Below are 21,491 nucleotides of genomic sequence, written 5' to 3'. Positions count from 1 at the left end.
CGGCTCATCCGGCATTCTTTTTCACCAAATCATCCTTCACAAAGAAATCATAACGAATCAACTGTTCTGATGACTATTATGAAATGCCCTAATTGGTCATACCATTAACATTTCTCCCCCTTTTATTTACAAATTTCTCCCCCTGTTAACATTTATCACCCCACACAGAAACAAACCAATCCTATACCCGGCAGCGCGAATCAATACATTCGTCAGTAACAATTTTGTCGCAACGGGACATAAATGCGGCAATCAACTAACTGGGTCATATGAAAAATTTTAATCCAAACCTGCATTGGCTGCACGACAACACGAACAGGTATGCACAAGCTTGCCTTGTGGTATCCGGAAATCCCTTCCGGGAAACAGCACCATACTTTGTGCACTACCACTGCCACAGTATCTCATCCGGCAACCGGTATCGCGGTCTATTATTATCCACCGAATCGCTTACATCTACAGGCGGGTACAAAAAATTCTGCAACAAACATTCACAAACGATTATATAGAAACCGGAAACAGTTGAGTTTTCGGTGAGAACTTGTTTTACACCCTTTTTTCAATAAAACAAATAAACCTATGAAGAATGAACAACTCCTAAGAAAGTCGCTGACGCGATTCTTCTTATTTCGGAAACAAATGATTCAAATAGCACGAATCATGGCAATCCTGATGTTGGTATTTCTTGCTGTTCCTGGTTTTGCCCAGAATCAGCTGGCTACCATCAATGGAACCGTAGTGGGTGCTGACGATGGTTCACCCATTCCGGGCGCTACCATTGTAGTGAAAGGCACGTCAACGGGTACCGTATCCGACATCGATGGCCATTTTACGTTGCAGGCCAAACCGAATGACGTTCTGGAAGCATCGTTTATCGGGTACACGACACAAACCATCCCGCTAAACGGAAAAACAACAGTGACCATCACCATGAAACAGGATATCAAAGGCCTGGACGAAGTGGTGGTAATTGGTTACGGTGTTCAAAAAAAGAAGCTGGTAACGGGTGCTACTGCTTCTGTTGATGGTTCGAGCCTTCAGAAAGAGAATACAACAAATGCTTTACAAGCCATGCAGGGAAAAGCTGCCGGTGTAAACATTACCTCAGAATCGGGACAACCCGGAGGAGGTTTCAAAGTAAATATTCGTGGTGTGGGTACCATTGGTAACTCCAGCCCGTTGTATGTTGTCGATGGGGTAATTACCAACGATATCACCTACCTGAACAACTCAGACATTGCAACGATCGACATTCTGAAAGATGCTGCATCATGTGCTATTTACGGGGTAAACGGAGCCAACGGTGTTGTTTTGATTACAACCAAAAGCGGAAGTGCTTCCGGCAAAAAAGGCGGTCAGGTTACCTTCGATGCCTATTACGGTTTGCAAAATGTTCCGCGTAAAGTGGACTTGCTGAATGCACGGGAATATGCAACCATACAAAACGAGGCAGCCATCAACTCTGGCAAAGGACCGCTTTTCACTCCGTCACAAATTGACGCACTGGGAACAGGCACCAACTGGATGAACGAGATGTTCGTTTCGAACGTTCCCACGCAAAACTACAACTTGTCGACCAGTGGCGGAAGTGACATTTCGACTTACTCACTGGGACTTTCGTATACCAGCCAGGGTGGTATTGTCGGTGGTTCGAAATACTCGAATTACGAACGATACAATTTCCGCAGCAATAGCGAACGCAAACTGTACAACAAAAAGCTGACAGTTGGAGAACACCTGACCTTCTCGTTTAAAAAACAGAAAGGGATTAAGGACGGAAATATCTACAACAACAGTTTCCGTGGCGCTTTCACCACATCGCCGCTGCTCGCCATGTACGATTCAGACGGTAATTTCCTGAACAGCCAGAATTCAACTGTTTACAATGGCGGTCCCTGGTACGACGGCGAATCCAATCCCTACGCCTCAATGGTTTTGACCAACAAAAACAATACAAAAACACAAACGCTGGTTGGTGATGTATATGCTGAATTGGAGCCGATTAAAAATCTGAAAATCAAAACGACTTTTGGTTTGAACTACTCGGCATCGGCTTATCACAGCTATTTGCCGGCTTACGGGCACCTTTCACTTTATTCGTATAACGACTACGAAACCATTACCCAGAGTAGTTCACAAGGTTATACCTGGAACTGGGATAATACGGTTAACTACACCTTCAATCTCAACGATCACAAGTTTGACATTTTGGGTGGTACTTCTGTACGCAAATACACCGGAAGCTGGATGAACGGTTCGAACAAGGGAACAACACTGTTCGGCAACTTCGACCGCGCTTACCTGAGTAATTCTGAGGTAACCACCATCACCATGAGTCCGAGTAGTGATCCCGGCGATGCCCAGACCGTTACGCACACCATTTCGTTGACCGGTAATCAGAATGCCGTTTATGCACAGCAATCGTTCTTCGGTCGTTTGAACTACAACTACAAGGAGACCTACCTGGCTTCGCTGGTGTTCCGAGCCGATGGTTCCACTATGTTTGCCAAGGGACATCAGTGGGGTTACTTCCCGTCTGTATCTCTGGGCTGGGTGGCATCCAACGCCTCTTTTATGGAACCACTGAAAAATGTTATCAACTTCCTGAAAATTCGCGGAAGCTGGGGTACCAATGGTAATGATGCTATTACGGCTTTCAACTATCTGTCACTCATTCAGCTGTCCAATGCGCAGTACAACTTTGGAAGCGACAACAGCACGCTGACGCAGGGAGCTTATCCGTCGACAATCGGTGTTACCGATACCAAATGGGAAACCTCATACCAGACCGATCTGGGTTTTGATGCACAGTTTCTGAATAACAGAATGAGTCTGAATGTAGACTTCTACAATAAGAAGACAAAAAACTGGCTGATTGCCGCTCCACTGCTGGCAACTGCAGGAGTAAAGACCAACCCCTATATCAACGGCGGTGACGTAACCAACAAAGGAGTCGAGGTTCAGTTGTCCTTCAACAACGACATTGGTAAAGATTTCCATTATAATGTTAGCGGCTCATTTTCGTACAACAAAAACATTGTCAACAACATTCCAACCGAAGACGGAATTATTCATGGCGGCACCAATATCTTGTTTAACAATGCACCCGAGTTTTTCCGTGCTTCAGCCGGAAACCCGATTGGATATTTCTGGGGCTACAAAACAGATGGCATATTCCAAAATGAGGCTGATGTGCGGAGCTATACCAGCAACGGACAAGTACTTCAACCCGATGCACAACCTGGCGACGTAAAATATGTGGATATGAATGGTGACGGCAAAATTACTGCTGACGACAAAACCAACATTGGTGACCCGAATCCACACGAAGTTTTTGGTCTGAGTTTCTCATGCAACTATAAGAATGTTGATTTCTCGGTAACAACCAATGGCGTAGCCGGAAATAAAATCGTTCAGTCGTACCGGAACGTTGCCAGTGCATATGGAAACTGGACCAGTGAGATTCTGAGCCGCTGGCATGGTGAAGGTACATCGAACACCATGCCCCGTGTAACACAGGATAATGCCAATTGGGCTAAATTCTCAGACTTGTACATCCACGATGGAAGCTACTGGCGTATCTCAAATATTTCACTAGGCTACGATTTTGCCAGGCTGGTTAAATGGAAAAACCTCAGCGAGTTTCACTTCTATGTAGCTGCTCAAAATCTGTTCACCTTCACCAAATACAATGGTATGGATCCGGAAGTAGGGTACTCGGCTAAAGACGCCAACAATGTTTACTCTTTCGGACAAGGAGTTGACCTGGGCTTCTATCCGCGTCCCAGAACACTTATGGTCGGTGTTAATCTTAAATTCTAAACCTTAAAGAAAACATGAATATGAAACGATATAGGATTTTGTTTATTGCACTAATTGCAATGACCGCCTTCAGTTCGTGCAGTGACTTTCTCACGACGGACCTGACGGATCCGAAGAAAACCAATGAATCATATTACCAGACACCTGAAGATGCCTACACGGCACTGGTGGGATGCTATAACGGTCTGGATTTGATTTGGAACGGAGCGACTGCTTTCCCGGTAGCTTCTGAGGTATTTTCTGACAATAGCTTAGGAGGGACAGGAGCATCGGATGGTTACGGATACCAGATGCTTGATGAATTCAATAAATCGATCTCTCCTTCCGATGTATCAATCTTTGGTACTACCTGGAAAAATTACTACCAGGCGATATACCGTTGTAATGTTTTGCTGGGTAAATTGGACCAGGTCTCATGGGGCGACAGCACTTCAGTAAAAACACAATACGAATCGGAAGCCAAGTTCATTCGTGCATTTTGCTATTTCGATATGGTACGTCTTTGGGAGAAAGTTCCGTTGGTCACCACCCCTACCCTGGACAATGTGCCGCAAGCCAGTGCCGACTCAACGTATACATTAATTATGAACGACTTGCGTTATGCTGTTGATCATCTTCCTTCGAACGACTACACCAGCGTTCCGAGTGGTCGGGTGACCAAATGGGCTGCCGAGTCATTGTTGGCACGGGTTTATCTGTTCTACAGCGGATACTACGGCAAAAGCTCAATTGGCGGTGAAACAGCTCAAACAGCCTTGGCTGCGGTTGAAGATGTCATCGCCAACAGCGGCCACAGCCTGGTCAGCGACTACACAACCCTGTGGCCGGCGGCATCGTTAGCGAAAGGTGTTACCTATGCAGGGGAAGATAACCCCGAGGTGGTTTTCTCTATCAAGTACTCGTCAACCGGTGATTACAACGGTAACATTACGGGCAATACATGGATGGTGATGGAAGGAATCAGGGAAGAGTCACATTTCCCTTACCAGTACGGCTGGGGTGCCTGCACAGTAGACCCGAAACTATACAATACATTCAGCGCTGACGATAGTCGCCGGTTCGCCTCCATCATCAATATTTCAGAAGAATTTCCGGATTATTCCAAAGCAGACAAGAACCGGGAATACACTGGCTATTTTATGAAAAAGTATAGTCCGATCTGTGATTCAACAGGAACATCTGTTGTTACAGACTTCCAAATTGGTCAGTACCAGGACTATTTTGCTATCCGCTATTCCGATGTATTGCTGATGGCAGCTGAATTGGGAAGTCCCAATGCTGTTTCGTATTACAACCAGGTTTTGGAAAGAGCTAATCCTTCCGCATCGCCGGCCACTTCGGTTAACGAAGATGTGATCATGGCCCAGCGCCGACTCGAGTTTGTTGGAGAGGGTATCCGTTACTGGGATTTGCTCCGTCAGGGAGTTGATAAAGCAGCCAAAACCATTGCTGATAACACTTCTGTTTCCTATCTGGATAATGGTGGAACGCCTCCAAGTGCTTCTCAGCTGGAAGCGAATATCAAAGCAACCAACGGCTTTCAGCAAATACCGAACGACCAGATTACCTTGTCTTCAGGAACGCTGAAACAAAATGCAGGTTGGTAAGATTAACGGATCAATAAAACAGAAAGCAATGAAAAATAGATTCAAAATTTTATATACGTTATTGGGACTCACCTTGCTTTTCTCGGCTTGTACACCCGATAACTATGAGCTTGGAGCATTACTCTCCAAAAGCGATTTAAATTTCACGATAGAACCATCGAGCGCCAATCCAAATGATATCGTTCTCACAAGTTTGACACCTAATGTAACCCCGCTGTGGACTACTCCATTTGGACGTTCTATCAAGGTCGTCGATACGATTAATGTCGCATTCCCCGGCGATTACACGTTTAAATACGGAGTAGAAAGCGCCGGTGGATATGTACAGGCTGATTCGGTACAGGTGTCAATAAATACACTTGATCAGAATGCTGTAAGCGGAGATATGTGGACCAACATTTCCGGAGGTTATGGCAAAGAAAAAACCTGGTACTTAGACCTGGATGCCAACGGCGTCAGTAAGATATGGGCGGGTCCCATCTACTTTTACGGAACCAACGATAGTTGGCTTTCAGTAACCGACGGAGTTGCTGTTGGTGGTGATTCGTGGAACTGGTCACCTGATTGGTCCGGCAACCAGTGGCTTTGCGCTGCTACCGATTTCGGTTCAATGACTTTTAACTTGAAAGACGGCCCTTACGTACAGGTTGACCACACGTCTACACCGGATGGAATTACGATGGGTGGACAACAGTCTGGAACCTATATGCTGGATACGAAGAATCACACCATTACATTGAACGATGTAACACTGATTCATCCCATCAATTACCATACAACCCTGACCAAATCATGGACAGGGAAGTTCAAGATTATGGCGTTGACAGCAGACAAAATGATGATTGGTGTTCTTCGCGATCCGGTTATTTCCGGACAGGGAGCCTGCATTCAAACATTAAACTTCGTTAGCAAAGCTTATTACGATTCACATTAGTCTCATCACAAGTAGCAGTTTGATCCGGGAAGGGCACTTTGCTCTCCCGGATTATTTCTACTCATAAAACTCTTATTCTCTTCGAAGACAATAAAAACAAGTATGCATTTCCAAAGCATTTTGACCGTAATCGCTAAGGTTTATTAAACAAGTTATAGTATTTTGTACAATAAAACTTCTACTAACTGAATACAATGAAATTAACTTACACCCTTCTTCTGCTGGTTTCACTGTCTTTAATGATGAATGGATGCGATCAGCATCAGTCGCAGAGTGACCGGGCCCGAATCATCCGGGATTTCGACAACAACTGGAAATTCCACCTGGGCGATACAACCAATGCCAGTGGGACTGCATTTAACGACACAAACTGGAGAACCTTAAACGTTCCTCATGACTGGAGCATTGAAGGTAAATTTAGCAAAGACAATCCGGCCGGTGCTGGTGGCGGTGCCCTTCCGGGTGGAATAGGCTGGTACCGCAAAACCTTTTCATTAGAAAAAGAGAATAGAGGAAAAAAAGTCTTCATCGACTTCGATGGTATTTATCACAATTCCGAAGTTTGGATCAATGGCCACTATCTCGGCAAACGCCCGAACGGCTATATATCCTTCCAATACGATTTGACTCCCTACGTGCATTTTGGCGACAGCACCAACCTCATTGCCGTGAAAGTCGACAATTCAAACCAACCCAACTCCCGTTGGTACAGCGGCTCCGGCATTTACCGAAATGTTCGCCTCGAACTGACTTCCCCGATTCATATCTCCCATTGGGGAACACACATCACTACACCTGAAGTGAGTAACGAAAATGCATTGGTGCGGGTTACCACGCAGGTTACGAACGATTCAAAGGAATCGAAAAAAATTACGCTCCGCACGACACTCTTTAATCAAACCGGGACGAAAGTCGGAGAAACTGACAACGAAAAAGAAATTGCTTCGGGAGAAACGGCTTCTGTTGACCAACAATTCCATATTCAGCAACCTGAATTATGGTCAATCGACTCGCCTACTCTTTATAAAAGTGTTTCCCAGGTTATCAGTGACAACAAAATCATCGATGATAAAACCGTACCGTTTGGCATCCGTTATTTCCACTTCGATGCGCAAAAAGGCTTTTCGCTGAACGGCGTTCCCATGAAAATCAATGGTGTTTGTATGCACCACGATTTAGGATGTCTGGGAGCTGCCGTCAACACCCGCGCTATTCAGCGACAGCTGGAAATTTTAAAAGGCGCTGGCGTCAACGCTATCCGGACTTCCCACAATCCTCCGGCTCCGGAATTGCTGCAGCTTTGCGACCAAATGGGCTTCATTGTCATGGACGAAGCCTTTGATATGTGGAAAAAGCAGAAAACGAAATACGACTATTCACACGACTGGGATAAATGGCACAAGCAGGATTTGACCGACCAGATTCTTCGCGACCGCAATCACCCCAGTGTGATGATTTGGAGCATTGGTAACGAAATTCCGGAACAATGGGACTCTACCGGAACCAGTATCGCACGTGAATTGGCCGGCATCGTTCATCAATACGATACAACTCGTCCGATTACATCTGCCTGCAACGATCCGCAACCCGGCAACAGCATCATCAAATCGGGTGCGCTCGACCTGATTGGTTACAATTACCATCATCAGTTGTATGCCAGCTTCCCGGACTCTTTCCCCGGGCAAAAATTCATTGCTACCGAAACGGTGTCTTCGCTGCAAACCCGCGGAAGTTATGACATGCCATCTGATAGCATCAGGCTGTGGCCCAAACGTTGGGATCTTCCAGAGAAGGGAAACCCCGACTACACCTGCTCGTCTTACGATAACTGCCATGCACCATGGGGTTCGACACACGAAGAAACACTCAAACTCATCGAGAAATACGATTTCCTTTCGGGACAATTTATCTGGACCGGCTTCGATTATCTGGGAGAACCGACGCCTTATACATGGCCGGCACGAAGCTCCTACTTCGGCATTGTCGACTTAGCAGGCTTCCCGAAAGATGCGTACTACCTCTATCAAAGTGAATGGACCAACAAACCGGTACTGCACATTTTCCCGCACTGGAACTGGAAAAAAGGGCAAACTATTGATGTTTGGGCTTACACCAACTGCGATGAGGTGGAACTTTTCCTAAACGGGAAATCAATGGGTGTCCGTAAAAAGACGGGTGACAAACTTCATTTGATGTGGCGACTGACTTACGAGCCCGGCACGTTAAAAGCAGTGGGAAAAAAGGATGGAAAAGTTATTCTCACTAAAGAAATTCAAACAGCTGGTAAACCATACAGATTACAGCTTACGGTGGATCGTCCGCAAATCCATGCCGATGGTAAAGACCTGGCTTTTGTGACCGTAAATGTGGTCGACCAAAACGGAACGCTGGTTCCACATGCCGACAACCTGGTTCGTTTTAAAGTAAATGGCGAAGCCACCATTGCCGGCGTGGATAATGGAAGTGAGACCAGCCACGAGCCATTCAAGGCCAACTACCGACACGCTTTTAACGGAAAATGCCTCATCGTTCTTCAGTCAGACGGAAAACCGGGAAACATCTATCTCACAGCTTCAGCAGAAGGACTACCAGATGCGAAGGTGACGCTAACAGCTCAATAAAAAAGGATAAGCAAAGACAAAGTATAAATCATTCAATGAAACAAAGAATAAACAAATGAAAAGGAAAAACCCACAGTTGCTGATTCGTAGGACCTTTACGGTACTGGCTGCTGCGATTTTGACTACATTCAGCCAGCCCATGGCCGCGCAGTCGCTGGAATCACAGAACGGATTACTCAACTCACCGGTGGACATTAGTCCCGATTTCTACAATTTTAAGAATACCTACTTTGTTGCCGACAGCTTGACGAAGTTCGATCCGGCTACCGGAAAAGGTACCGTCGAATGGCAGCGTAATGTTTACAAAACACGCCAGGCTTTCGACAACATGCTGGCATTTCTGCAACCCGCTCCGGGCAATGAGTTTCCGGGCAGGGAATACGAGGCCAACCCGCATCTCCCCTTCCGTATCGATTTTGTATCGGCACGCACCATTCGTATCCGAATGAACACCGGCTTTGTGGCCAAACCGGAAGGTAAATCGCTGATGCTGGTCAACGGTGTAGCTCCCGAAGCCAAACCGGGAATCTGGAAATACACCAAAGTCGACAACGGATACAAGTACACGAGTGCTTATGGTTCCGTAGTTGTTGAAACCCATCCCTGGCACATCAAAATCTACAATGCCAAAGGAAAATTGCTGACGCAAACCGATAGTCCTGCAGATAACAAGGATACTTACACTCCCATAGTCCCATTCTCTTTTGTTCGTCGTTCATCCGACTACTCGCGCAGTGTGGCAGCATCGTTTACGCTTTCGCCGAATGAAAAAATCTTCGGCTGTGGCGAATCGTTCACCAACCTTAACAAGCGTGGTCAGAGGGTTGTGCTGTACACCGACGATGCCAACGGTACCCAGAACGAAGCGGAATACAAACCGATTCCGTTCTTCATGAGTAGCCGGGGTTACGGTATGTTTATGCACACTTCTACGCCCATTACCTGCGATTTCGGCGCTTCGTTCCGTGGTGTAAATACGCTAATGATTGGTGATGATCAACTGGACTTATTCATCTTCCTGGGCGAACCGAAAGACATTCTCGATCAGTACACCGACCTGACCGGAAAAGCACCAATGCCACCGCTCTGGTCATTTGGTCTGTGGATGAGCCGTATCACTTATGACTCAGAGAAACAAGGCTATGAAGTAACCGAACATCTCCGCAAGGATAAAATCCCAGCCGATGTGATTCACTTCGACACCGGGTGGTTCGAAACCGACTGGCGTTGTGACTATAAATTCTCTCCGTCACGTTTTCCTTCTCCTGAAAAGATGATCAGTGACCTGAAAGATGACGGATTCCATATTTGTCTCTGGCAGTTACCTTACTTTGTGCCGAAGAATACGCTCTTCCCGGAAATCGTAAAAAAAGGACTGTATGTGAAAGATGCAAAGGGTAATCTTCCTTTTGAAGATGCGACGCTCGATTTCACCAATCCTGAAACCGTAAAATGGTACCAGGATAAACTGGCAGGCCTGCTGAAAATGGGCGTGAGCGCTATTAAAGTTGACTTTGGCGAAGCTGCTCCATTGAACGGAATTTACCACAACGGTCGTACAGGCTTTTACGAGCACAACCTATATCCGCTGCGTTACAACAAAGCGGCACACGATATCACGAAGAAAATCACCGGTAACGACATCATATGGGCACGCAGTACCTGGGCAGGAAGTCAGCGTTATCCGTTGCACTGGGGCGGCGATGCTGCCAACAGCAACACAGCCATGGCCTCTGAACTTCGTGCTGGTTTGTCATTCGGATTATCAGGATTTGCTTTCTGGAGCCATGATATAGGCGGATTTGTTCAGAAAACACCGGAAGACCTGTACCGCCGCTGGTTGCCTTTCGGTTTGTTGAGCTCGCATAGTCGTTGTCACGGAGCACCGCCGAAAGAGCCCTGGGCCTACGGCAAAGATTTCGAAGATGCTTTCCGCAGAGCGGATAACATGCGCTACCGCCTGATGCCGTACATCTATGCACAGGCGAAAGAGTGCACAGAAAAAGGACTGCCGATGGTTCGGGCACTTTTCGTTGAGTATCCGCACGACGCAGGCTCGTGGTTGGTCGACAACGAGTACCTGTTCGGTTCTGATATGCTGGTTGCTCCGTTGTTTGAAGATGAAAGCGGCCGTGATGTTTATCTGCCGAAAGGCGAATGGATCGATTACCAAACAGGAAAAGCTTATGAAGGTGGATGGCACCACATCGAAGCCGGAAAAATTCCGGTCGTGATGCTGGTCCGCGACGGTGCTGTCATTCCCCACATCAAATTGGCTCAGTCAACCAAAGACATGGACTGGTCGAAGCTGGAGCTGGAAGTATTCGATACGCGCAACACCAAAGCCGACGGTTTGGTATGTCTTCCATCCGACAATCTGCTGCACAAAGTAGAGCTTTCATCAGATGGTAAGAACTATAAGCTCGACAGCAATCCGCTGGAAGGAAAAACAACGTTCAAAGTTGAATCTTACCATTCTTTCATTAAGAAACATCAATAAATAAAAACCAAATCCACCAACTGTGATCCTTTCACGGTTGGTGGTTCTTTTTAGTACAATATCCCTTTACCATTACTTTTCTTTCTATCCCGATAAGAACTGGCTTACTATGAAATCACATCTCATCCAAATGCTTCTGCTCATTGGGACTCTAATGACAGGAACCCAAAAAGCACATGCGCAATACCAATACCCTTTCCAGAATCCCAACCTTCCGGTAGAAAAACGAATTGACAACATTTTATCGCTCATGACACTGGATGAAAAAATCAGCTGTCTGAGTACCGATCCCAGTGTTCCCCGACTGGGAATTAAAGGAGCCACTCACGTAGAAGGCCTGCATGGAGTCTCCATGGGCGGACCGGCAAATTGGGGAAAATATGCCACCCCTACTCCCACTACGACTTTCCCTCAAGCTTACGGTCTGGCCGAAACCTGGGACCCGGCATTACTAAAAAAAGTAGCCGCCGTTGAAGGCTACGAAACCCGATATCTTTTTCAAAACCCAAATTACAAAAGCAAAGGCCTGGTAGTTCGTGCTCCCAATGCCGATTTAGGCCGTGATCCACGCTGGGGACGAACCGAGGAGTGCTACGGAGAAGATCCCTTCTTCAACGGAACCATGGTCACTGCTTTCGTAAAAGGCCTTCAGGGCAACAATCCAAAATACTGGCTGACGGCCTCGCTGATGAAACACTTTCTGGCCAATAGTAACGAAGATGAACGAACCTGGTCATCTTCCAACTTCAACGAACGACTTTTCCGCGAATACTATTCCGTTCCCTTTCGAATGGGAATCGAAGACGGAGGAAGCCAGGCTTACATGGCAGCGTATAACTCGTGGAACGAAATCCCCATGATGGTCAACCCGGTACTGAAAAACGTAACAGTGAAAGAATGGGGACAAAAAGGCATCATCTGCACCGACGGCGGTGCGCTGAAATTGCTGATCAGCGATCACAAGTACTATCCCGATTTGGAAGAAGGAGCTGCCGAAGCCGTAAAAGCGGGCATCAACCAGTTTTTAGACGATTATGCTGATGCCATTCGCGCGGCATTAAAAGACAAACTTCTGACCGAAGCTGATATCGACAGTGTTATCCGGGGTGATTTCCGGGTAATGATCAAACTAGGATTGCTCGATCCACCGAACGATAATCCGTATTCCCAAATCGGTCTGAACAGCGAGCCCGTGCCCTGGAAGAGCCAAAAGAATAAAGACCTGGTCAAACTGGCAACACAAAAGTCCATCGTTTTACTGAAAAACGATAACCAGACGTTGCCACTTCAAACCGGAAAAACCAAGTCGATTGCCGTGATTGGCCGATTTGCCAACGAAGTACTCGGCGATTGGTACGGAGGAACGCCTCCTTACACTATTACGCCGTTGGATGGTATTCGCAGTCGGGTTGGCGACAGCATTCGCGTTAGCTATGCCGAAGACAATTCAAAAAACAAAGCCGTCGATTTGGCCAAAACATCCGACTATGCCATCGTGGTCGTTGGCAACCATCCTACCGGCGATGCTGGCTGGGCGAAAGTAACCAAGCCAAGCTATGGAAAAGAAGCGGTCGACCGCAAATCCATTAATCTCGAGGAAGAAGAATTAATTAAACAAATCTATCGGGTGAACCCGAAAACCATCGTGGTACTTATCAGCAGTTTCCCATATGCTATTAACTGGACGGAGCATAACGTACCGGCCATTCTGCACATGACACATTGCAGTCAGGAAGAAGGAAGCGCATTGGCATCGGTGTTGTTCGGCGATTTCAATCCGGCCGGACGACTGGTACAAACATGGCCGCTGGCAATCTCTCAGGTCCCGCCCCGCCTCGATTATGATATCCGAAAAGGCAGAACCTACATGTATTTCAAGGGAAAACCACTCTATCCTTTTGGATTCGGATTGAGCTACACCACCTTTCAATACAGCAACCTGAAAGTTAGTTCCGATAATATTCAAGCTGGAAAACCGCTGACCATTTCCTTCGACATTACCAATACCGGCAAACGTGCAGGTGATGAAGTGCCCCAACTGTACGTCCGTCATCTGCATTCGGAAGTACAACGCCCCAAAAAGGAGTTAAAAGGCTTTAAAAGAATAACCATCAAGCCCGGAGAAACGAAAAAAGTCAGCTTAAAGCTACACGCAAAAGATTTGGCATACTGGAATGAAGTAAAGAAAGCCTTCACGGTTGAACCGGACCAAATTCAATTGCAAATCGGGAATTCCTCGGACGACATCCGGTTAACGAAAGAAATACAAGTTACAAATTAAGCATAACAGAGGAGAAAGGCGTCGGAGGACGATGACCTGGGATTAAAGAACGCAACATGACTCAATTCAGAAAGCCAAAAGGAATTCAGACACTAAAACTTATTTCATTGATACTTGTGCTCGGGACACTTTCGTCGACAAGCCGGGCAGCAAACGAGAAGAAACAGCAAAAGGAAGAATGGCATATTCCGGCTCACTATCAAAAAGCGCCAGAATGGCTCAAGGACGCCAAATTCGGTATCTATTTCCACTGGGGAGTGCTTTCCGTTCCGGCATACGCCAACGATTGGTACGCGCGCAACATGCACATTAAAGGGACCAACGCTTACAAGCACCAGGTGGCTACTTATGGTCCGTTGAATAAATTTGGCTATCAAGACTTTGTTCCCATGTTCAAAGCGCAGCATTTCAATGCCGATCAGTGGGCCAACCTATTTTTCAAAGCCGGAGCTAAATTTGCCGGTCAGGTAGCTGAACACCACGATGGTTTTTCGATGTGGGCCAGTAAAATCAATCCGTGGAACGTGAAGGATATGGGCCCGCACGAGGATGTGATGGCCAAACTGAGCAAAGCCATTCATGGCCGGGGATTGAAATTCGTCACCACCTTTCACATGGCCCGGAATCTGCAGATTTATGCGAATAGTCCCAAAGCACAATCCGATACCAGCTATTACCCTTACAACAAAAACATGTTCACTTCGTCGACGGATCCGAAGTTGCGTATGCTGTACGGAAATATTCCTGCCAACCAGTTCGACAAAAACTGGCTGGGAAAACTGGAAGAGGTAATCAGCAACTATCATCCTGACCTCATTTATTTCGACGGTTTGCTAACCAAAATTCCACAGAGTTATCGTCAGGATTTCATCAACTATTACCTGAAAAGTGCTGCAAAAAATCACCAGCAGGTAGTTATCACACATAAAGACGAAGATTTGCCCGACCAGGTTAGTGCCCGGGATTTCGAACGGGGCCGTCCCAACAAGCTACTACCTTACACCTGGATGTGCGACGAAACCGTTGGCATTGGTAGCTGGAGTTACGTGAAGGGGCTGGCCATTAAACCCGCTGCCGAAATCATCCACGAACTGCTCGACATCGTCAGTAAAAACGGCGTGATGATGCTGAACATCTCCCCCAGAGCGGATGGTGTTATTCCGGATAACCAACAAAAAGTATTGCTCGATATCGGTAATTGGCTGCATCAATATGGAGAAGCCGTTTATGACACCCGTCCGTGGATTGTTTTCGGTGAAGGCCCGACACGATTGAAAAAAGGGGGAGCATTTCAATCAAAAGTAGAATATACTTCCAGAGATGTTCGCTACACCACCCGTCCAAATACCATTTACGCGACCGTGTTGGGCTGGCCCGGAGCCAATAAAGAAATGGTTCTGACTGCTTTCGCGAAAAGCAAAATGGGAGGAAACCTGAAAATTGAAAGCATTTCTGTCCCGGGAAAAAACGATTCCATTAACTGGAAATGGAAAAAAGACGGCCTCCATATTGTCATGCCGGCTCAAATACCAAATTCCATTGCTACCGTTTTCAAAATCAAAACATCGGGAAAAGCTATATTAAAACACATTATGTAAGTCGCAAATAATGTGACCAGTAAGTTGAATTTCACATTTATTAACACCAAAGCGATTTCGAATGCATTAGGTTATTTTGTAATATTGACAATAAACAGAGCCAAGATGAAAGAATTCTTTCAGTCCCCGTCATGTGCACAATTGCCTTACCCACAATAGATTTTAAATGTGACCACTAAAACAACAGATTTATACATGAAACGAAAATCGATTGCACTTCCTGTGCTGAGTGTGTTGATTTTGGGTGTGCTGTCCTGCTCACAACCCAAGAAAAACAATGCACCCGCTTACGAGAAAAAAATTGACTCCCTGATTAGTCAAATGACTTTGAAGGAGAAAGTAGGAATGATCCATGCGAACTCGTCATTTACTTCTGCCGGGGTTCCTCGCCTGGGTATTCCCGAATGGGTGATGTCAGACGGCCCGCACGGAGTACGCCCCGAACATGGCCGCGGATGGACATTACTGAACAACGGTAAAGATTCATCAACCTATTTGCCAACCGGCATAACCCTGGCTTCGACCTGGAACAAAGAGCTGGGTTACAAATTCGGAACCGTACTTGGTAGTGAGGCGAACGCCCGCGGAAAAGACAACATTCTGGGCCCCGGAGTCTGCATCATCCGTACGCCGTTAAACGGCCGCAACTTCGAATACCTAAGTGAAGATCCTTATCTGGCAGGTCAAATGGCTGTGGGTTACATCAAAGGCGTGCAAAGCCAAGATGTGGCTGCCTGTGTAAAACACTATCTGGCCAACAACCAGGAAACCGAGCGTAACACCATCGACGTGGAGATGAGTGAACGTGCCCTTCGCGAAATCTATCTTCCGGCTTTCAAAGCAGCGGTTGAAGAAGGTAACGTGTACACCCTGATGGGGGCTTACAATAAATTCCGCGGACAGTTTTGTACCGAAAATAAATACCTGGTAAAAGATATTCTGAAAGGTGAATTCGGTTTCAAAGGAGTTGTCATGAGTGACTGGGGCGCTGTCCACAATACGATGGACGCACTGATGAACGGAACAGACCTGGAAATGGGTACTGACTTGACACAAAAGACACCAGATTACGGCAAATTCTTCATGGGTGATACCGTTATCGGACTCGTGAAAAGTGGAAAAGTTCCCGAATCCGTCGTGAACGACAAAGTACACCGCATTTTGCGTGTGATGTACGAAACCCACGTAATGGGTGGCGGCCGCAAGAAAGGCGAAATCAATACTCCCGAACATCAGGCTGTTGCTTTGAAAGTAGCTGAGGAAGGCATTGTGCTGCTGAAAAACCAGGACCACGTGCTCCCACTGAAGGAAGATGGTTTGAAGAGTGTAGCTGTTATCGGCGCCAATGCCGATCGCAAAAATGCCATGGGCGGAGGAAGCTCACAGGTACGTCCACCGTTCGAAATCACGCCGCTGCAGGGTATTCAGCAATATTTAGGCGACAAAGTGAAAGTCAGCTACGCTGAAGGTTATAAAGTAGCCCGCGGCGAAAAAGCCGATCCAAAATTGATTGCTCAGGCAGTAAAAGCAGCCAAATCAGCTGATGCAACGATTTTGGTTGGCGGCTGGATTCACGGCTACGGCGGTCAGTGGTCTGACAACGCTTTCGACTCTGAAGGTATCGACAAACCGAACATGCAACTTCCGTTCGGTCAGAACGAATTGATTCAGGCTGTATTAAAAGCCAATCCCAACACCATCATCGTGATGATGGGCGGTGGCCCAATGGATATGACCAGCTGGGTTGGCAATGCCAAAGGAATTCTCGAAGCCTGGTATCCGGGAATGGAAGGTGGAAAAGCCTTGGCTGAAATCATTTTCGGTAAGGTCAATCCTTCCGGAAAACTGCCGGTAACTTTCCCGAAAAAGCTGGCTGACGTTCCGGCTGAAGCGATGGGCGACTACCCAGGCAAAAACGGAAAAGAAGTCTATAAGGAAGGTATTTATGTTGGCTACCGCTACTACGATTCCTACAATGTAGCTCCAGAGTTTTGCTTTGGTCACGGACTTTCGTACACCACTTTCAAATACGACAGTCTGCAGGTTACGCCTGGCGACAAGCAGGCAACTGTAAAAGTTAAGCTGACCAACACCGGCGATATGGCAGGTGGCGAAGTGGTAGAAGTTTACGTTCACCAGGAAAAGTCGGAATTGAAGCGTCCTGAAAAGGAATTAAAAGCCTTCAGCAAAGTATTCCTGAAGCCCGGCGAATCAAAAGAAGTAGAACTGACACTTCCGTCAAGCGCCTTCGAATACTACAACGACCAGAAACATCAGTGGGTGCTCGAACCCGGCAAGTTCGATATCCTGGTAGGAAGTTCCTCCCGCGATATTCGTCAAACCGGAACAGTGACCTTGTAAATAATCACCATCAAATATTGATGCCAAGGGGAGAATAACTGAATATTCTCCCCTTTTTTATTTCTCCGATTCTAAATTTCTCCTCTACTAAAACACGATCCGGATACTTCCCAAACAGTTGTCATTTCAAGTTAACCAAGCATAATATTTTCTGATATTAGCACTCTTCAATTTCAACAAAATAAATGAATTGAAGAAAAAAATATAAAATGATTAGGGGCATTTTAAAGTCGGCTTGTCTTTAGAGTAGAAAGCGCAAAGCTAGAAACGCTAAATAACTTAAGCCATGAAAACAAAACAGTCAATCATCAGTTTCGAAAACATGAAAGTATGGGTTACCTTACTTCTCTTTGTTTTCATTTCGGGAGCAGCCGCAGCAGCCGACTCGTATCCCCGTAGCCAGCCGGAAGACAATCAAAACTACAAGACCTTCAAAGGTGAGGTTAAAGATAGTGAATCGGGCAATCCGCTGGTTTTTGCCACACTTTCCATTGATGGAACCAACATTGCCACAGTGAGTAACTCCGATGGTGAATTCATTTTGAAGGTACCTGAAGACCAATTGAACAAAAGTATCACCGTTTCTTACATTGGTTACAAGAACAAGCAGGTACCTGTTTCCAGTCTGAAACCCGAGCGGAACAAAATTGAGCTCGATGTTTTAGCCGTATCTCTCAGCGAAATCAAGGTTTTCCCGACAGATCCCGATCTGCTCATTCGGACTGTCATGTATAAGAAAAAGGACAACTATGTTGAAGAACCTTTGGAAATGACAGCTTTCTATCGTGAAACCATAAAAAAAGGATGGAGTTATGTATCGCTTGCCGAGGCCGTAGTTGATGTCTACAAACAGCCTTATTCTTCGGCCAGAGCCGACAAAGTCAGGTTATTCAAAGGTCGGAAAAGCACCGATTACTCGAAACTGGATACACTGGTATTCAAACTCCAGGGAGGTCCGTACACCAACCTGTTGATGGACATCATGAAAAATCCTTACATCATCTTCACCGATGACATGATTGGAAACTATGAGTTCAACCTGGCAAGCGTAACGCGTATCGACGAAAAACTTGTTTACGTTCTCGAATTTAAACCCAGGCCCGGTGCCATCGACGCGCTCTTCTACGGCAAATTATTCATCGATACCGAATCACTTGCCATCACCAGCGCCACGTTCAATATGGATACATCCGACGAACTGAAAGCTGCAGACATTCTCATCAAGAGAAAACCAATCGGGGCAAGAGTATACCCGACTGAAGCAGCTTATATGGTCAACTACCGTGAAAAGAACGGCAAATGGTACTTCGGATATTCCCGCGGCCAGGTAACGTTTAAAATCAATTGGGACAAGAAACTTTTCAACTCCCACTATGTATCGACTATCGAGATGGCCGTTACCGATTGGCAGAAAACTGAGGATAAACCGTTCCGCTCATCCGATCGAATGAAGATGAATGTCATCATGAGCGACGCTGTATCAGGTTTCTCCGACCCTGAATTCTGGGGTAAGTACAACGTCATCGAGCCGGAAAAATCCATCGATCAGGCCATCAGAAAAATACAGCGAAAACTGAGAAGGAATTAATATCAAACAGTAAGCTTAACAAACAATTAACTACTTAATTCCTGTTATTCGATTCCAGTAATACTCCCGTCGGTTTGCGACGGGAGTTTTTTTTGTCCCGTAGCAGTCAAATGAGGGAAAAGCCTGACGGAAGATGTAGAGTTTTCGCGAAAAGTTTGCAATTTTGAGGTGAAAATGACTCATTTCGAATTATGGATTTCACACCCGTCATTATTAAAATCAGAAGGATTGTTCGCTCCATTAACCTGGAGTCGAAGAAAGTGCAGAAGGAATATGGCGTGAGCATCCCCCAACTGCTATGCCTCGAATACCTGAAGGAAGCTCCGAACTATCAGGCGACACAACGTATGATCCGTGACCACCTGCGGCTGAATTCTTCAACGATGACGGGAATTATTAACCGGTTGGAGAAAAAAGGATATGTTGCCCGACTTCCAAAATCGGGCGATAAGCGAGTCACTAATATAGCACTTACTTCCAGCGGTGAACGGATATTGACACACACACCCGACCTGATGCAGAAAAGACTGGATGTAAAGCTGCGCAGTCTTTCCGACGAGGAAATCAATAAAATCAACAGTGCCCTCGACACCCTCATTGATATGCTGGAAATCGAAGACATCGACGCCTCCCCTGTCCTCACCGGAGGAGAGGAAAATGTACGCGATTTCTGACGACAATTCCTCTTCGAACTAACTGTTTACAATTTACAACCTACTCAATTGTCAAAATTGAGTCAAAGACTTAACAGAAATTTTATATATGTTCTGCAGAACCTAATTTGCAGCCTGAATCCCAGACATTTTGGCCCCCTCAAGCAAAAACCACACGCCCACACTGACTTTCAGCTATTTAAAACCAAAAACAGAATCCTAAACAATCGTTAATTCAGACTAATATTTGTTAATCCCCCCCAAAAGGAATACTTTTGTCGCACAGAACATATCTAACACTTCAGTAGTTCTTAGCTGAAGCTGATGCCTTAAAATTTGAAGACATCATTTTAAATCAAACAATTAAATTATGGTTATTAGTAAAAGGAAAATTTTAATTACCGGATTACTATTGTTTTTAATTACCCCCCTATTCTCTCAAAACGAAAAAAAAGAAAAAAGCGTACAGATTGGCGGAGCACTCCGTTTCAACTACCGCTACAAATCCTGGGACAAGGCCAACACCGATGTCGGTGGTGACTGGGTGCTCGACATGTTCAGAATCAACGCCAAAGCACGTTATGGCAAATTATTCCTGAATGCAGAGTACCGCTTCTATCCGTCAGACTTCGGCGGTGGAATGTTGAAACAAGGTTTTGTTGGATACGATTTCTCTAAGAACACTCAACTTCAGGTGGGTGTCAACCAGGTACCTTTTGGCGATTTGCCTTACGCCAGTCACTCATGGTTCTTTAACCTGCCTTACTATATAGGTCTGGAAGATGACTATGATACCGGTATCAAACTGGTTCACTCAACCGACGACTGGGACTTTATGATGGCCTTCTATAAAAATGCAGAAGGCGGAAAAACCTGGAATACCTTTTCCGATGGTTCAAGCGGTTACGGTGTTGACCCTGCCCGTTACTCTTACGATGTAGCCGGCGACGATGAAGAACGTGGTCAATGGAACGGCCGGATTGCCCGTAAATTTGGTCACAGCGAAGTAGGTGTTTCGGCTGAATACGGTCGGTTATTCAACCATGTAACCAAAGGTAACGGAGACCACTACGCCTTTGCCGCTCACTTCGACGGAAATTTCCTTCCGAAACAGCAGCTAAATGTGAAACTGGAAGCACTTACTTACGCGTATAATTCAGATGCAAACACGAACACGGTGACCATGGCCGCATACAACTACACATACCAGGTTGCCAAAGAAGGCCAGGTTTACACGGCCGGTGTTGCGTATACGATTCCAATGAATTGGGGACCGTTTACCAGCATTCAGTTCTACGAAGATTATAACTACATGAATAAAAATGTTGATGGTTTCCTTGATACCCAGATGAACGTAGTTGGATCATTGATTTCGACGAAAGCAGGATTGTACACCTACGTTGATTACGCATCAGGTAAAAACCAGGACTGGTTTGGCCCATGGGGACACGGACTTGGTCGGGGTTCTGACAACGAGTGGCACTCATGGTTCAACATCAACATTGGTTACTACTTTTAATTAGAAG

General features: G+C 46.1%; 11 protein-coding genes. All 11 read left to right on the top strand.

The window, feature by feature from the left end:
• The first annotated feature begins 660 nt into the window (after positions 1 to 660).
• The 11 genes from CLV93_RS17530 to CLV93_RS17480 all read left to right on the top strand — a co-directional run bounded on the left by CLV93_RS17530 (position 661) and on the right by CLV93_RS17480 (position 21,484).
• Entirely contained in the window at positions 661 to 3,822 is a 3,162-nt protein-coding gene (locus tag CLV93_RS17530) for a SusC/RagA family TonB-linked outer membrane protein (RefSeq protein ID WP_211297899.1), read from the top strand.
• A 20-nt stretch (positions 3,823 to 3,842) separates the two neighbouring features.
• Positions 3,843 to 5,429 carry a RagB/SusD family nutrient uptake outer membrane protein gene (locus CLV93_RS17525; protein ID WP_106543566.1) on the top strand — a complete coding sequence of 529 codons (1,587 nt, stop codon included), beginning with the start codon at positions 3,843 to 3,845 and terminating at the stop codon, positions 5,427 to 5,429.
• 28 nt (positions 5,430 to 5,457) lie between these two features.
• Positions 5,458 to 6,363: a hypothetical protein gene (locus tag CLV93_RS17520; protein ID WP_146142062.1), complete on the top strand. Its 906-nt coding sequence runs from the start codon at positions 5,458 to 5,460 to the stop codon at positions 6,361 to 6,363.
• A 194-nt stretch (positions 6,364 to 6,557) separates the two neighbouring features.
• Positions 6,558 to 8,984 (top strand): beta-galactosidase GalB, encoded by a 2,427-nt coding sequence (gene galB, locus CLV93_RS17515; protein ID WP_106543520.1) that lies wholly within the window; start codon positions 6,558 to 6,560, stop codon positions 8,982 to 8,984.
• Between the two features lie 55 nt (positions 8,985 to 9,039).
• Positions 9,040 to 11,484, top strand: coding sequence for a glycoside hydrolase family 31 protein (locus CLV93_RS17510; protein ID WP_106543519.1), 2,445 nt, complete (start codon positions 9,040 to 9,042; stop codon positions 11,482 to 11,484).
• 109 nt (positions 11,485 to 11,593) lie between these two features.
• Positions 11,594 to 13,765 carry a glycoside hydrolase family 3 C-terminal domain-containing protein gene (locus tag CLV93_RS17505; protein WP_106543518.1) on the top strand — a complete coding sequence of 724 codons (2,172 nt, stop codon included), beginning with the start codon at positions 11,594 to 11,596 and terminating at the stop codon, positions 13,763 to 13,765.
• A gap of 56 nt (positions 13,766 to 13,821) precedes the next feature.
• Positions 13,822 to 15,363: an alpha-L-fucosidase gene (locus tag CLV93_RS17500; protein WP_106543517.1), complete on the top strand. Its 1,542-nt coding sequence runs from the start codon at positions 13,822 to 13,824 to the stop codon at positions 15,361 to 15,363.
• Positions 15,364 to 15,558: 195 nt separating this feature from the next.
• Positions 15,559 to 17,724, top strand: a complete 2,166-nt coding sequence (locus CLV93_RS17495) for a glycoside hydrolase family 3 C-terminal domain-containing protein (RefSeq protein ID WP_106543516.1) — start codon at positions 15,559 to 15,561, stop codon at positions 17,722 to 17,724.
• A gap of 286 nt (positions 17,725 to 18,010) precedes the next feature.
• Positions 18,011 to 19,312: a carboxypeptidase-like regulatory domain-containing protein gene (locus tag CLV93_RS17490; RefSeq protein ID WP_106543515.1), complete on the top strand. Its 1,302-nt coding sequence runs from the start codon at positions 18,011 to 18,013 to the stop codon at positions 19,310 to 19,312.
• Between the two features lie 191 nt (positions 19,313 to 19,503).
• A complete protein-coding gene (locus tag CLV93_RS17485; protein ID WP_106543514.1) occupies positions 19,504 to 19,986 on the top strand; it encodes a MarR family winged helix-turn-helix transcriptional regulator in 483 nt (160 codons plus the stop codon).
• Positions 19,987 to 20,335: 349 nt separating this feature from the next.
• Positions 20,336 to 21,484: a hypothetical protein gene (locus CLV93_RS17480; protein WP_211297898.1), complete on the top strand. Its 1,149-nt coding sequence runs from the start codon at positions 20,336 to 20,338 to the stop codon at positions 21,482 to 21,484.
• Positions 21,485 to 21,491 lie beyond the last annotated feature (7 nt).

Source organism: Prolixibacter denitrificans (assembly GCF_003014495.1).
Classification (GTDB): Bacteria; Bacteroidota; Bacteroidia; order Bacteroidales; family Prolixibacteraceae; genus Prolixibacter; species Prolixibacter denitrificans.
Note: the sequence above shows the minus strand (reverse complement) of the source record. Positions and strands in the feature narration are given on the sequence as shown.

Coding starts and splice junctions, on each gene's coding strand:
- CLV93_RS17530 (WP_211297899.1), top strand. CDS start 661: ATGGCAATCCTGATGTTGGTATTTCTTGCTGTTCCTGGTTTTGCCCAG.
- CLV93_RS17525 (WP_106543566.1), top strand. CDS start 3,843: ATGAAACGATATAGGATTTTGTTTATTGCACTAATTGCAATGACCGCC.
- CLV93_RS17520 (WP_146142062.1), top strand. CDS start 5,458: ATGAAAAATAGATTCAAAATTTTATATACGTTATTGGGACTCACCTTG.
- galB (WP_106543520.1), top strand. CDS start 6,558: ATGAAATTAACTTACACCCTTCTTCTGCTGGTTTCACTGTCTTTAATG.
- CLV93_RS17510 (WP_106543519.1), top strand. CDS start 9,040: ATGAAAAGGAAAAACCCACAGTTGCTGATTCGTAGGACCTTTACGGTA.
- CLV93_RS17505 (WP_106543518.1), top strand. CDS start 11,594: ATGAAATCACATCTCATCCAAATGCTTCTGCTCATTGGGACTCTAATG.
- CLV93_RS17500 (WP_106543517.1), top strand. CDS start 13,822: ATGACTCAATTCAGAAAGCCAAAAGGAATTCAGACACTAAAACTTATT.
- CLV93_RS17495 (WP_106543516.1), top strand. CDS start 15,559: ATGAAACGAAAATCGATTGCACTTCCTGTGCTGAGTGTGTTGATTTTG.
- CLV93_RS17490 (WP_106543515.1), top strand. CDS start 18,011: ATGAAAACAAAACAGTCAATCATCAGTTTCGAAAACATGAAAGTATGG.
- CLV93_RS17485 (WP_106543514.1), top strand. CDS start 19,504: ATGGATTTCACACCCGTCATTATTAAAATCAGAAGGATTGTTCGCTCC.
- CLV93_RS17480 (WP_211297898.1), top strand. CDS start 20,336: ATGGTTATTAGTAAAAGGAAAATTTTAATTACCGGATTACTATTGTTT.